We start from the raw sequence: 14,416 nt of genomic DNA, 5'->3' as shown, positions 1-14,416 counted from the left end.
TACTTTCGTATTATGAATGTACTTCGAAAAATACTTTTCCCCTTTGCAATCCTTTACGGACTTATTACAAGTATTCGCAATTTTTTATTCGATAAAGGAGTCTTGAAGTCTGCAAGTTTTGATTTGCCAGTCATTGCTGTTGGTAATTTAAGTGTAGGAGGAACTGGAAAAACGCCTCAGATTGAATATTTAATTAGATTACTTCAAGACGAATACCGCGTGGCTACATTAAGTCGTGGTTATAAAAGAGAATCAGCGGGTTTTATTCTTGCTGATGCAAATTCAAATGCTAAAATCATTGGCGATGAGCCTTTTCAATATTATCAAAAATTTAAAAAAATCCAAGTTGCTGTTGATGCAAGTAGGGTAAATGGTATTGAACAATTGCTTTCGCAAAAGCTTCCCCCTCAAGTTGTTTTACTTGACGATGCCTATCAACACCGCAAAGTAAAAGCGGGTTTTTATGTTTTACTGACTTCTTACGGTGATTTATATGCAGATGATTTTATGCTCCCTACTGGAAATTTAAGAGAGTATAAAAGTGGTTCCAAAAGAGCAGATGTTGTTGTAGTGACTAAATGTCCTACAGCGGTTTCAGAGAATGAACGGCAGTTGATTGAAGCTAAGCTTAAATTAAAAACAAACCAACAATTGTTTTTTACTACTATTGCTTACGATGAATGTATTTACTCTTCAAAGGAGCAAATTAATGTGGCTGATTTAGTAGGACGAGATAAATTACTTTTGGCAGGAATTGCAAAACCTGAGTCTTTTTTTGCATATTTGCAGGCTGCAAATGATGTAACGATGGTTTATCCAGATCACCATCAATTTACAGCAAACGATATTTTAGAGATAAAAAATAAATCAAAAAACAAAATCATTATTACTACCGAAAAGGACTTTGTGCGATTAAAGGGATGCGGTCTTGAGGATCAACTTTATTATTTGCCTATAAAAAGTGCCTTCCTTAGTGGTGAGGATTTGTTTAGAAAAAAAATCATGAATTATGTGGGAACAAGTACAAGAAACCGTTAATTACATTAACAAAATAAATAATTTCAATCCTGAATATGGAGTCATTCTAGGATCAGGGTTAGGTAGTTTTACTGAAGATATTGATATAGCATTTACATTACCATACAATGAGATTCCAAATTTTCCTGTTTCTACAGTGCAAGGGCACAAAGGAGCATTGGTTTTTGGGACTATTGGAGATAAAAAAGTAGTAGCTATGCAAGGTCGTTTTCATTATTATGAAGGCTACTCTATGAAGGAAGTGACTTTTCCAGTGCGTGTTTTAAAATATTTAGGTGTTAAGAAATTAATTGTTTCTAATGCCTCAGGTGGAGTGAATCCTGATTACAAAATTGGAGAAATTATTATCATTAAAGACCATATCAATTTTACTCCAGAGCATCCTTTACGTGGTGCAAACGATGAGCGTTTTGGTCCGCGATTTGTAAATATGAGCGAGCCTTATTCTAGAAAAATGATTGCTAAAGCAAAAGCGTTAGCAACAGAATTAAATATTGAGGTTAAAGATGGAATATATTTAGGACTTCAAGGTCCTAGTTTTGAAACTTTGGCAGAATATAAAATGGTAAAAATCCTAGGTGCTGACTGCGTAGGGATGTCTACTGTTCCTGAAGTTATTGTAGCACGTCACATGGACTTAGAGACTTTTGGTGTATCAGTAATTACAGATATAGGTGATGAGGCTAATATTGACTCAATATCACATGATGAAGTACTAGAAGCGGCGCAAAATGCAGAGCCAAATGTTAGAAAATTAATAAGAGAGTTGATTAAGACTTACTAGTAGTTAACATGTTATTCATAATAACATTGTAGAAATCTTCGGGAGCGAATGGCTTTGTAACCACATCGTTCATACCAAAGGATAATAGCATTTCTCTATTTTCATCTAGAGAAATTGCTGTTATTGCAATTATAGGGGTAATTTCATTTGACTTCCTGATTTCTCTAGTAGCAATCGTACCATTTATACCAGGTAAGTGCACATCCATTAAAACCATGTCGTAACTATTGTTTTTAATGTTTTTTATGGCTTCTTCGCCATTATCAATAATAGTACATATAACGCCTTTATTTTCAAGCATTTTTGTAGTAATCATTTGATTGATTTTGTTGTCTTCAACAACAAGGAATTTTTTATTTTTTAATATTGCGTAGTCTGATTTACTTTGTTTTAAGTCGGCTTTTAAGTCATTGTTAATGTCAAATTCTAAATCAAAATAGAACGTAGATCCTTTTCCTAATTCGCTGCTTAATTGTATCGTACCTCCCAGTATTTCAATTAATTTTTTTACTATCGTTAATCCTAAACCTGTTCCACCATACTTGCGATTAATTTCTACTGATCCTTGTGAGAAACTTTCAAATACCGTTTCTAGTTTGTCTTTTGATATTCCTATTCCGGTATCAATTATTGTAAAATAAATGTGTGCTTTTTTGTTGTCAAGGATGTTAGTTTTAGTAGTAACAGTTACACTTCCGTCTTTAGTGAACTTAAGTGCGTTGTTTATTAAATTCATGAAAATTTGAGACAGCTTAGTAGGATCTCCTACTAAGCTGTCAGGGATATATGAATCTAATTGTAAAGTGAAATTATTATTATTTGTTTTAGCTAAACCGTTTAGAGAATTTTTAATGTCTTCTAATAATTCTTTTAGATTGAAACTAATATTCTCAATTTCTATTTTGTTAGACTCGATTTTGTTAATCTCTAAAATTTCATTGATGAAGGTAGAAAGATAATTTCCTGAGAATTTTAAAGAAGAGAGGTAATGTAGTTGTGATTTCTTTGGATTTTCCTCCATTAATAGATGCGTTATTCCGTTGATTGCATTTAATGGTGTGCGTAGTTCGTGACTAACTGTAGAAAGAAATTCAGATCGTGCCTTAGATGCTTTTTCTGTTTTTTCTTTTTCGAGGATTAACTCATTATTTTTTTCTTTTAAAAGTAAGTTAGTCTTGTTTCTAATAATGTTGTTTTTGTATAATGATAAACTCAATAACGACAAAATAGATATTAAAGCAACGGCGAGAATATTAATAAGTTTAGAGAATTTATTAGTTTTTTGTTTCTCTGCATTTTCTTTATTAATGCGTTCAATGTTTTTTAAACGCTGTGTTTCTTTAAAGTTTTCATAATCGTCAATACCTAGTTTTTGATTATTTAAAATGTCTATACTCTCTTTTAGGTTTAAGTGTTGTTTTAAATAAGCGTACGCTTTATTTTTTTCAAGCATTTTTTCATGAACATAGCTTAACGCTAATAAAATATTCGAACGCTGTTGTAGGTTTTTGTCTTTAGTACTTAATTCGTAAGCTTTGTTAAAGTAGTTTAAAGCAAAATTATTTCTTTTGCTATCAGATTCTATAAGTCCCATTTGGTAGTAGGCTTCTGTTTTTGACTCTGAATTTTTAACAGTGGTGGGTAAAGTGATTATAGCGTTGAATAAATTTTTGCTTTTTTCAAGGTTGCCTTTTTCTCTAAAAATTATTGCTTTTTGAAGATTTATTAGATAGGAATTATCGGTGATTTTTAAAGCTCTTTTAATTTGTTCACTTTTGTTGAAGTAAATAGTTGCTGTATTAAAATCTCCTTTTCGACTTTTGGTTAAACCAAGGTAATAATAAGCTTCTGAACGCTCAACTGAGATTGGGAAATTTTCAAAAAGCGTAATACTCTCTGTAAGAAAATGTGTAGCATCATTATTTTTATTAAGATCATAATATATTTTCCCTAAATGAAATGTTTGAATAGCTTGATTTAATTTGTCTGAATTTACCTCACTGTAATTGATTGCTTTTTGAGTGTAATCAATTGCATTTTTATAGTTGTTTTTTAGAATGTTAGTTTGAGCTGCTTTGTTATAAAAAGAAATGCTATCTACAGGCTCTTTGTCTTGAGCGTATAGAAGTGAGTTAAAAAAAACAATAAAAAACACAAAACATTTCATTTAGTTTTTCTGTATTATTTTGCCATTGTTAGCAATATTAAGTCGATTAATCGTGATGAATAGCCAATTTCATTATCATACCAGCCTACAACTTTTACCATTTTATCGATAACAGATGTTAGCTGTGCATCAAAAACACAAGAATTTTTATTTCCAATAATGTCAACTGATACTATAGGGTCTTCTGTGTAATCTAAGATTCCTTTTAAATTATTTTGAGCTGCATTTTTAAAAGCAGCATTAATTTCTTCAATTGTCACGGCGCGTTTCACATTAAATGTAATGTCTGTCAATGAGCCATCAGGTACAGGTACACGAATACCACAGCCTCCTATTTTTCCCTCTAATGTAGGGAAAATTTTTGTCAATGCCTTTGCTGCACCAGTTGTTGTAGGAACAATTGATTGGCTAGCACCGCGAGCTCTACGTAGATCCTTATGGGGTTGGTCATGTAAACTCTGGTCTGTTGTGTAAGAATGTATTGTGGTAATGTAAGCTTGCTCTATGCCACATAATTCTTTTATTACTTTCATCATTGGTGCTGCATTATTTGTTGTGCAGCTCGCATTTGATATAATTTTTTCTGTACCGTCTAATATATGTTCATTAACACCTAAGACTACTGTTTTTATAGTGTCAACTTCTGATGGAGCAGATAAAATTACTTTTTTTGCTCCAGCAATAATATGACTATTTAACTCGTCAAAGGTTTTGTATTTTCCTGTTGATTCTATTACATAATCAATGTTTAACGCCTTCCAATCTAGGTTCGCAATGCTCTTTTCGTGAAAAAAAGCAAAAAACTGTTCCTCAATATAAAAACCGTTTTTATCTAGATTTATTGTGTGGGGTAAAACCCCATGTATGCTATCGTATTTTAATAAATGAGCCATTGTCTTCGTGTCGGCAATGTCATTTATAGCTACAACCTCTATTTTTGGATGGTTTAGAAGTAGGCGAAATAAATTTCTACCTATTCTCCCAAAACCATTTATGGCAACTCTTGTTTTCAATTTTTATGGCGAGATCTCTTAATCGATTAATAAAACAACCGACTAAATATTTTATAAAATATGTTTTTGTGCTTTGTAAGAAGAACGAACTAAAGGTCCGCTTTCTACATGTCTGAAACCTAATTCTAATCCAAATTGCTCGTATTTTGCAAATTGCTCAGGTGTGATAAATTCTTTAACAGGCAAATGCTTTTTACTTGGTTGCAAGTATTGACCTATAGTCACAATATCAACATTAGCATCGCGAAGGTCTCTCATTGTTTGGTAAACTTCATCTTCTTGTTCACCAAGACCTAACATAATACCAGACTTGGTACGCTTGATTCCTTTTTCTTTCAGGTAACGTAACACCTCTAAGCTTCGGTCGTATTTTGCTTGAATACGAACTTCACGTGTCAATCTACGTACTGTTTCCATATTGTGAGAAACTACCTCAGGATTTGCCTCAACTACACGGTCTATGTTTCTTTCGATTCCTTGAAAATCAGGAATCAGCGTTTCTAGAGTGGTATTTGGGTTCATTCTACGGATAGCTTTTACAGTTTCAATCCAAATAATTGATCCACCATCTTTTAAATCATCTCTATCAACGCTAGTAATTACTGCGTGTTTGATGTTCATGATTTTAATAGAACGTGCTACTTTTTCAGGTTCATCCCAGTCAACTGTTTCAGGTCTTCCCGTTTTTACACCGCAAAAACCACAAGAGCGAGTGCAGGTATTTCCTAAAATCATAAAAGTAGCAGTTCCTTCACCCCAGCATTCTCCCATATTTGGACAACTACCAGATGCGCAAATTGTATTTAAGCTATATTTATCTACTAAGCCACGTAACTCAGTATATTTTTGTCCTATTGGGAGTTTTACCTTTAGCCATTTTGGTTTTGCAACAGGTAAATTAGTATCTATAATAGTTTCCATAAATTAATTTTCAATACTACAAAGATAGGGAAAGTGTATTTAAAATATAGCGATTAACATCCCAAGGTTTGAGATACTTTTTTATTAGAAGAAAGTGGTTTTTGTTTTAGTAGCTATTTTCAAACATGAAGTTTTAAACGATCAGATACTTAATTTGTAAAAAAGTTGTTTTGTAAAATAAAAAAAGCATAATCGGTTAGATTATGCTTTTTAAATTATTAATTTACTTGAACCATTATGGGTAAGTTGTAGGCAGTACGAACTACTTGTTTATCGATCATTCCTGGTAACCATTTTGTTCTCATTGATTTCAAAACACGAATAGCTTCTTTGTCTAATCCGTAACCAGGGTTATTTTTTACTTGTATGTTGCTCATTGAGCCGTCCTTCTCTACAACAAAGGATACATATATTTTTATGGTTTTTTCATTATAAATTTCTGGAGATTCAAATTTATTAGCCACAAAAGCATAAAATTTATTGATTCCTCCTGGAAATTCAGGTAATTTATCTAAAATAGCGCTTGTTACTAACGTGTCACCATAGTTAGTAGGTGTGCTAAAAACTACATTGTTACCTTTTGAAGGAAGCGTAGGGTTTTTACCTATAACTCCAGTTGTGTTGTTAGTGGTTGGTTGTATGACAACAGCCTCAACATTAGTTGCTATATCTGGCGTTGCAAGCTCAGGTTTTACAATCGTAGGATTTACTAATTGCTTTTTAATAGTAACTTCGGGGATTTTCTCCACAATTGATTTTACCGCTGGCATTTCTCTAATAGGTTCAGCTACTGGAGGGGTTATGTTTGCGATTTCAATAATTCTCTCAATTGGGTCTAATGGAGAAGAAGATGTGATCGTACTACTAGTTTGAAATAATCCTACTATCTTTGGAATACACACTATAGTTGCGCATAATAACACACCTATAAAGAGTGCAGTCAAAGATGTTTTTCCACTGTCTTGACGCAATTGGTAGGCTCCGTATTCCTTGTTTTTGTGCTCGAAAACTAGATTAATCCAGTTCGCTTCGTAGATGCTTTGTTTTGACATAGTTTAAAGATTTAAAGGTTAGGTAATTATTAAATCATAAGCAAAAAGGTATTCAAGTTAAAACGAAAATCACAAGAATTTCATTACTGTAATTTAGTTAATTTTTAAATACAAAAGCATTTTATTTGTTAATATGTTTAAAATAATTTAACCATATCGTTTTTTAAGTGTGAAATGGGTGGTGTTTACCTTTTGTTTCTAATGATTTCAGCCAGTAGCTTCTTAGCGCGAAGCAATTTTACCTTTATATTACTTAATGGTTCATTTATAGTTGTAGCTATTTCTTGATAACTCATTTCTTGAAAATAACGCAATTGAATTACTTCTTGATAATGTGGTTTTAGCTCTTTAATGTAACGTAATAAGCGAAAAAGGTTTTGTTCAGTAATCAATTCGTCTTCTGCAGATGGAGTGGTATCTGCAATATTGTATGCTTTTTGATCTTCTTTGTCAGTGATCTCAACAAAAAGACTGGATTTCTTTTTGCGTAATAAATCAATATGTACATTTTTAGCAATACTAATTAACCAGGTGTTAAACTGAAATTCAGGATTGTAAGTGGCTATTTTGTCAAATGCCTTAGAGAATGTTTCAATGGTGATATCCTCAGCACTGGTTTCATTTTCTGTTCGTTTAAGTATAAAACCATACACTTCATTCCAGTAATGATTCAATAGAAAGGTAAAGGCAGTTTGGTCCCCTTTTTTAGCTTTTTCTATTTGAGTTATTATTTCCAATTTGCTGGTTTTGAGAAAATATTAGCGAAAAATATATTAATTTGTGTGAATATAAGTACTATTTCGACAATAGGAAACCAATATTTTAAATCTTTTTCATTTAATTTTCCTGCAGTATATCCTACCACTGTCCAAGCGCAGCTATATCTAATTAAAATCAAGGCGAGTACAATTATCCATTGAAATTGAAATGCTAATAAAATTATAGGTAAAATAAGGAATAACAATTGAGAGCAATAAAAAACACCAAGCTTTATTTGATCTCTTTTTTTATAAAAATTTGCTGTTGCAATATGGCGTCTCTTTTGCGTAAGCCAGTCTGAATATTTTATTTTAGGTTTAGAATACGTAAAACTCTCCGGAGAGTAAGCTATAGTTGTGTTTTTTGCTGTTGCGGCTTCATTAATGAATAAATCATCATCACCTGAGCGAACTTGAATGTGGTTGATAAACCCATTTACATTAAAGAAAACGTCTTTTTTATAGGCTAGATTTCTTCCTACACCCATATAAGGACTTCCTATTTTAGCCCAAGAAAAATATTGTAATGCTGTCATTACCGTTTCAAAACGAATTATTTTATTTAAGAATGATTTCGCTATTTTTTCATAACCACCATATCCTAAAACAATCGTTTTTTGCATTGTGAATTGTGAGCTCATTGCTGTGATCCAATCTTTTGAAGTTGGGTAACAGTCAGCATCTGTAAAAAGGAGGTAATCTTTACTTGCTGTTTTGATACCTAAAGTTAAAGCATATTTTTTATTACCCCAAAAAGCTTCATTATTCTCAACTTTTACAAGGCGGATGTTGTTGTATTTTTTTTCGAATTCTTCAAAAAGTTCTAATGTATTATCACTAGAAGCATCATCGATTAAGATAATTTCAAAGTCGGGATAATCTTGTTCAGCTAAAAGCGGAATGAATTGTTTTACATTTTCCTCTTCGTTTTTAGCACAAACAATTACAGAAATAGGTAGTTTTTTAGGGGTTACTTTTTGCTTTTTTGCGAAAGCGAACTTCCCAAAAACAACTAAATAGTAAAGAACCTGAAGAAAAACAATAAAAATAAAAAAGTAAAGAATTAGTATAAGCATCAGAGTTTAATGTGTGTTTAAATCGTCTGCAAAGGTATGAATACAATTAGTAAGTTTATATTTTAAATTATGAATTTTATAATAAATTATCGAGGACATTTTTTATTTCTTATATCATTGCTACAGCTTCTAGTTACTCTGTCTTTTCTAACTCCAAAATAATGTTTTGATAATTTTTTGTATCTCTATTTTGAGATAACTTTTTAGTAGCTTCAATTGCAGTGATATTTATTTCAAAGGCTACAATTCCGCGGCTTTGTAGTATTATTTTAGTAGTTAAGTTATCAGCTTTTTACTGGATTTTCTTTTGATAGCTGTCCTTCTAAAATAGTGTTTCTCGTTTCATCTGTACTTAATACTAACGAAATATGCGTAATACATAATTTTAAAGCTGTTTAATTGATCAAAAGGCCACAACCATTTTCTTGAATAAATTGATTTATTTCTTCAGTATTTTTATTCTTGTAAATATCAGGAGTGTATATTTTGATACTAAATTATGTTGACTTCGGCTTCAATATGTATGCCGTACGTGCGGAATATAGTTTGCTGTATTTCTTTGGATACATCCAAAATTTCCTGACCAGTAGCGTTGCCGTAATTCACTAAAACTAAAGCTTGGTTTTTATGAACACCAGCATCACCAAAACGTTTTCCTTTAAAACCTGCTTGCTCAATTAACCATCCTGCAGGGACTTTTACTTCGGTTGCTGAGATTTCAAAATATTTCATTTCTGGAAATTTAGCGTGGATAGGTTCAAATTCAGATTTAGAAATGATAGGGTTTTTAAAAAAACTCCCGCTGTTTCCTAATTCTTTTGGATCAGGTAATTTACTTTGACGAATGGCAATAACGGCATTACTAACGTCTCTTAAACTGGGAATTGTTATGTTGTTTTTATCCAATTCGCCTGTGATGTCTCCGTATGAAGTATTTATTTTATGGTTGCGTTTAGTCAATTTAAAAACTACTGATGTAATGATATATTGGTCTTTTACATTGTTTTTAAAAATGCTTTCGCGGTATCCAAAATGGCATTCTACTTTATTAAATGCAACACTTTCTTGATTTGCAATGGCAACGGTATTACATGAAACGAAGCTATCTTTAATTTCGGTGCCGTAAGCGCCAATGTTTTGAACCGGTGTTGTGCCTACGTTTCCAGGAATAAGCGACATGTTTTCTAGTCCGCCAAAATCTTGATTTATAGTCCATAGCACAAATTCATGCCAGTTTTCACCCGCCTGACTTTCGACCCAAACAAAATCCTCATCTTCGTCAATTATTTTTTTTCCTTTTAGATCAATATGTATTACAAGTGCGTCAATATCCTGTGTTAATAGCATATTGCTGCCGCCACCTAATATGAATTTAGTAACTGATTGGGTTGTTGCTAAAAGTGTTTTTAATTCGGTAACAGACTTTATTGCAATGAATTGTTTTGCTTTGGCTTCGATGCCAAAAGTATTATAGTTTTTTAAAGAAAAATTATATTGAATTTCCATAAAAGTAAATGCTTTGTATTAAGGTGAACAAGTTTCAAAAGTAAGAATTAAAATTTAGTTGCATAGGTTTTCAACCAAATATGCATCATAAATAACGGCATTATGTATGCGGTCATTCTGTTATCTCCTTTTTCTAGGTTATGAATAAGTTTGCGGCTGTCGATATTTTTAAAATAGGACATTTCAAAAAGGTCGCTTTTAGCAAAAGCCGATAATTCTTGTTTAAAAACGGCGCTTTTTACTAAATAATCTCCCCATGGTGCGCTTAGACCAATTTTTTTAAAATTTAAAATTTCTTTTGGTAAGCGTTGTTGCATGGCTGTTTTTAAAATGTATTTCCCTTTTTTACCTGTAAAAAGCCATTTGTCATCAAGACTACCTAATCCAGTAATTAATCGTTGATCAAGAAAAGGTTCTCTACACTCTATAGAAGCGCCCATGGTGGTGCGGTCATTTCTATCTAATAAAGATTGTAAGTAGGTGTGTTGGTCAAAATATAATGCTTGACGTCTTAAGTTATTTGGGTATAGTTCTTTGGCTTCTTGATAAATGTTATTTCTATAGTCGTTTTTTGGAGCCGTTTGCATACCAAACATTGTTGCAATATCCTGAGGATAAATATTCGATCCATTATAAAGCACTAAATCGGCTTGTGATTTTATTTTAGCGTAACGTGCTAATTTTTCATAACGAGGTTTTTTAGCAAAAAAATCTAAGTTTCCTATTGTAGCAATTGCAGTTAATAAAGAAGGGTGTTGTAAGGCTTTGTAGCGCACATAACCGCCCATCAATTCATCGGCTCCTTCGCCTGATAGTAATACTTTAACGCTGCTTTTTGCTTTTTGAGCAATCGTTAAAAGATGCGGTTCGTTTAAGTGCATAATAGGTTCGTCTTGAAAATAAGTAGCATTTAATAAGCTATCGTATAGTTTATCGTCTTCAAGTTGTATGGAATGAAAATCGTATCCAAATTGGTCTGAAAGCATTTTTGCTAAATGAGATTCATTATGTTCTACTTCTTTAAAACCAATATTGAAAGTTTGTATGTTTTTAAAATTTTGAGTTTTCAAGGAAGCTAAAACAGAAGAGGAGTCTAAACCACCACTCAATAAAACGCCTACAGGAACATCGCTGACCATGCGGAGTTTTATAGATTCATCAAATGTGGTTCTAAACCAATCAACAGGATCTTTAATTATAGGTTGGTTTTGAATTTCTTTTTTTAAATCCCACCATTTTTCAGAAACTACTTTTCCGTTTTCATGAATTGTGATATGGTGACCAGGAAGCACTTTTTTTATGTTTTGATATAAAGTATTTTCCCCGGCAACAAAACGGTTGAAAATATATTCTTCGACGCCATCTTGCGCTATTTTTAACGGTACGCCTGCTGTAAATAGGGCTTTTTGCTCTGAAGCAAAATAAAGCGTTTCATTATAAAAAGAATAATATAAAGGTTTGACACCCATTCTATCTCTGGCTATAACGAGTTTTTTTTCTTCTTTATCCCAAATGGCAAAAGCAAACATTCCGTTGAGGCGATGGAGCATTTTAAGGCCGTATAGTTGATAGAGTAGGAGTAAAACCTCAGTGTCAGAGCTCGTTTTTATAGTGTGTCCTTTGCTTTTTAATTCAGGGTAAAAATCTTTAAAATTGTATATCTCTCCATTGTAAACCAGTACATAACGGTTATTTTCAGAAATAAATGGCTGGTGACCCGCTGCAGAAACATCTAAAATGGAGAGGCGTCTATGTCCTAATCCAATATTATTTTCGATAAAAACCCCTTTATCATCAGGGCCTCTATGTTCTAATGCGTCGCGCATTTTTGTCAAGCAATTAAGGGCTACTTTTTTTTGTGACTGAAGATGTAAAATACCGTTTATTCCGCACATAGTTATTGGTCTTGGGAACTTAGAATAAGTTCGTGATATTGAGTTGCAATTAAGGTCATGTTGACTTTGTAATTTGCTTTTTCTCGTACTTGCTTTTCATTGAAAGTAATTGCTGTTTTGCGATAGTTTTCATTTTCAAAAGTAGTCAAAATAGTTTCGGCAAGGGCTTTGTAATCGTCTATTGGAATCAAAGATCCGTTTTGATTGTTTGTAATCCATTGCTGGTTTCCTTCTATGTTTGTGACAATTGGGTAGCAGTTTGTAGCCATTGCTTCAAATAAAGAAGCCGAAACTCCCTCGGTATTGGGCATGCTAATATAAAAGTTGGCTTTTTGTAAATAGTGTGGTAATTCAGGATACGAAATTCTTCCGACAAATTTTACTTTCTGATTGAGTTGTAATTGTGTAGCTTGTTTTTTTAAATCATTCCTGCAATTACCATCACCAATAAAGGTGAGTTCAAAGTCAATTCCCTTTTGCTGCAGCATACCAAAAGCTTTTAAAATAATTTCATGGCGGTATTCTGTTGTTAAAGAACGCGTTACCACGGCGCTAATTTTTTTAGATTCAAGCGAAGTATTTGGTTTAAAAAAATCAAAATCAATTCCTTTAGGTAAAACCATTACTTTTTTCATATCTACCTTAGCGGCAATCATTGCTGGGATCATAACTTGTCCCCAAGCGTGAATCAGGTTTGCTTTTTTAAATGCATATCGCTGAATTATTTTTTTTATGTGATAACTAAAAGAGTGTATGGGCCATAAATCCGTAATTCCTTGTTGTGCAATAACAATGCACTTTGCACCTGAGAGTGCTGCAAGAAAACCGTAGCTGGTAGTTCTTTCGGCAATTACAAGATCAGGCTGGAACGACTTGATTATTTTTTTTATTCTAAAAGGAGCACTTATAAATTCGGCTCCTCTTAATAAGCGGTTGATAAGGTTGTTTGATGGCGTTTTTAATTCCCAGCTGATAATTTCAAAGTCACCAAATTCTGTTAAACCTTTGCACCAAGTAATGGCGTCAGCTCGATATGTTTCACCTAAAAAAAGTATTTTTCTTTTTGTCATTACTATTGTTTAGAAGTCATCATCAACAGCTAGGGCACGATTCATGAATTCATTTAGCGGTTTTAAAAGTAATAGTTTTTTACTTTTTTTAGTTACAAAATCTTCTTGCGTAATTTCATTAATGTCAAATTTTTGAAGTACTTCAAAGCTTTTTAATTTTAATAATTCTATAGCAGGATGTTCTTTGTCGTATCCTCTTGGTGGGTTTTTAAGAGTACTTTTTTCATTTCGAGCAAACGTTCCAAACTCTTTCTTGAAAATTTTATTGTTGATGATTTCCTCTAAATCTTCATGAAAAAAGGCGATTTCCTTGCGCACTTTTTTTAAATCATCCGGTAGAGGGGAGTAAAAACCACCCGCAATAAAGCTTGCGCCCCTTTCTATATGTACGTAATAACCTGCTCTATTGTTGCCTTTAGCTCCGGAGGATAACCAAACGCCAACATGTGATTTGTAAGGCGACTTGTCTTTAGAAAATCGTATGTCTCTATTGATTCTAAAAGTACAGTTTTTTACTTCTAGCATTTCAAGTGAAGGATCTAAAGGTTTCATGATGTCAAGAAAAGCAGCTACCAGTTGATGGTAATCTTTCTTGAAGATCTCATATTTTTTTTTATTAGCAATAAACCAATCTCTATTGTTATTTGCTTTTAAGTCATCTAGAAATTCTAAGCTATCGTTTGTTAACATTACAAATGTATTAGTTTTGAGTACTTTTATGCCCTGTTGCACTCCATTTTAAAAAGCCTCCATCCATTTCGTAAATAGTAGTAAAACCTAATTCGTTTAATTTACTACACGCTTTTTTACTTCTTCCACCACTTTTGCAATACACAAAAACAGGTTTTGTTTTGTCTAGTTTTTTAGCATCTGCTTCAAATTGAGTTCCTAGCCAATCTATATTTTTGGCGTTAAGCAAATGCTCTGCGCTAAATTCTTCAGGAGTTCGCACATCTAAAATTTGAGCATTTTGTGTGCTTTCTATTTTTTCAGCAAAAGCCTCAGGACTTATGGTGGTTACGCTTTGTGAATACTGTTTTTGACAACTTAAAAAAAGAAAACTAGAAAGTAAAAAGATTAAAAATGATTGTTTCATGATATTGGTTATTTTAATTAATATAAAAGTAGCTATTTAT

At 32.5% G+C, this 14,416-nt stretch carries 13 protein-coding genes; 2 read left to right on the top strand and 11 right to left on the bottom strand.

Features of this window, described 5'->3' with window-relative positions; all coding sequences use genetic code 11:
* The first annotated feature begins 12 nt into the window (after positions 1 to 12).
* The gene (gene lpxK / locus ACVEGE_RS03120; RefSeq protein WP_192500172.1) at positions 13 to 1,038 is read left to right on the top strand and encodes a tetraacyldisaccharide 4'-kinase; all 1,026 of its coding nucleotides are present in this window, start codon (positions 13 to 15) and stop codon (positions 1,036 to 1,038) included.
* A complete protein-coding gene (locus tag ACVEGE_RS03115; RefSeq protein ID WP_173852811.1) occupies positions 1,010 to 1,822 on the top strand; it encodes a purine-nucleoside phosphorylase in 813 nt (270 codons plus the stop codon). The genes lpxK and ACVEGE_RS03115 overlap by 29 nt, the downstream gene beginning before the upstream one ends.
* Here the strand turns inward: ACVEGE_RS03115 and ACVEGE_RS03110 are convergent.
* The 11 genes from ACVEGE_RS03110 to ACVEGE_RS03060 all read right to left on the bottom strand — a co-directional run bounded on the left by ACVEGE_RS03110 (position 1,809) and on the right by ACVEGE_RS03060 (position 14,376).
* Positions 1,809 to 3,989 (bottom strand): tetratricopeptide repeat-containing hybrid sensor histidine kinase/response regulator, encoded by a 2,181-nt coding sequence (locus ACVEGE_RS03110; RefSeq protein WP_192500171.1) that lies wholly within the window; start codon positions 3,987 to 3,989, stop codon positions 1,809 to 1,811. The two genes, ACVEGE_RS03115 and ACVEGE_RS03110, sit on opposite strands and share 14 nt — an antisense overlap.
* Positions 3,990 to 4,003: 14 nt before the next feature.
* The gene (gene gap / locus ACVEGE_RS03105; protein WP_192500170.1) at positions 4,004 to 5,002 is read right to left on the bottom strand and encodes a type I glyceraldehyde-3-phosphate dehydrogenase; all 999 of its coding nucleotides are present in this window, start codon (positions 5,000 to 5,002) and stop codon (positions 4,004 to 4,006) included.
* A gap of 51 nt (positions 5,003 to 5,053) precedes the next feature.
* Entirely contained in the window at positions 5,054 to 5,923 is an 870-nt protein-coding gene (gene lipA / locus ACVEGE_RS03100; RefSeq protein ID WP_173852814.1) for a lipoyl synthase, read from the bottom strand.
* Positions 5,924 to 6,141: 218 nt separating this feature from the next.
* Positions 6,142 to 6,975, bottom strand: coding sequence for an energy transducer TonB (locus tag ACVEGE_RS03095; RefSeq protein ID WP_192500169.1), 834 nt, complete (start codon positions 6,973 to 6,975; stop codon positions 6,142 to 6,144).
* A gap of 185 nt (positions 6,976 to 7,160) precedes the next feature.
* Positions 7,161 to 7,712, bottom strand: a complete 552-nt coding sequence (locus ACVEGE_RS03090) for an RNA polymerase sigma factor (protein ID WP_192500168.1) — start codon at positions 7,710 to 7,712, stop codon at positions 7,161 to 7,163.
* Positions 7,703 to 8,809: a glycosyltransferase gene (locus ACVEGE_RS03085; protein WP_192500167.1), complete on the bottom strand. Its 1,107-nt coding sequence runs from the start codon at positions 8,807 to 8,809 to the stop codon at positions 7,703 to 7,705. Before ACVEGE_RS03085 ends, ACVEGE_RS03090 begins: the two co-directional genes overlap by 10 nt.
* Positions 8,810 to 9,301: 492 nt before the next feature.
* On the bottom strand, positions 9,302 to 10,315 hold the full coding sequence (murB, locus tag ACVEGE_RS03080; protein ID WP_192500166.1) for a UDP-N-acetylmuramate dehydrogenase: 1,014 nt from the start codon (positions 10,313 to 10,315) through the stop codon (positions 9,302 to 9,304).
* Between the two features lie 47 nt (positions 10,316 to 10,362).
* On the bottom strand, positions 10,363 to 12,210 hold the full coding sequence (gene asnB, locus ACVEGE_RS03075) for an asparagine synthase (glutamine-hydrolyzing) (RefSeq protein ID WP_192500165.1): 1,848 nt from the start codon (positions 12,208 to 12,210) through the stop codon (positions 10,363 to 10,365).
* A 2-nt stretch (positions 12,211 to 12,212) separates the two neighbouring features.
* A complete protein-coding gene (locus ACVEGE_RS03070; protein ID WP_192500164.1) occupies positions 12,213 to 13,280 on the bottom strand; it encodes a glycosyltransferase in 1,068 nt (355 codons plus the stop codon).
* Between the two features lie 9 nt (positions 13,281 to 13,289).
* On the bottom strand, positions 13,290 to 13,970 hold the full coding sequence (locus tag ACVEGE_RS03065; protein WP_192500163.1) for a DUF2461 domain-containing protein: 681 nt from the start codon (positions 13,968 to 13,970) through the stop codon (positions 13,290 to 13,292).
* A 10-nt stretch (positions 13,971 to 13,980) separates the two neighbouring features.
* The gene (locus ACVEGE_RS03060; protein WP_192500162.1) at positions 13,981 to 14,376 is read right to left on the bottom strand and encodes a rhodanese-like domain-containing protein; all 396 of its coding nucleotides are present in this window, start codon (positions 14,374 to 14,376) and stop codon (positions 13,981 to 13,983) included.
* Between the last annotated feature and the right edge of the window lie 40 nt (positions 14,377 to 14,416).

The organism is Flavobacterium sp. PL002 (assembly GCF_054165825.1).
This window is presented reverse-complemented; position numbering and strand designations above follow the sequence as displayed.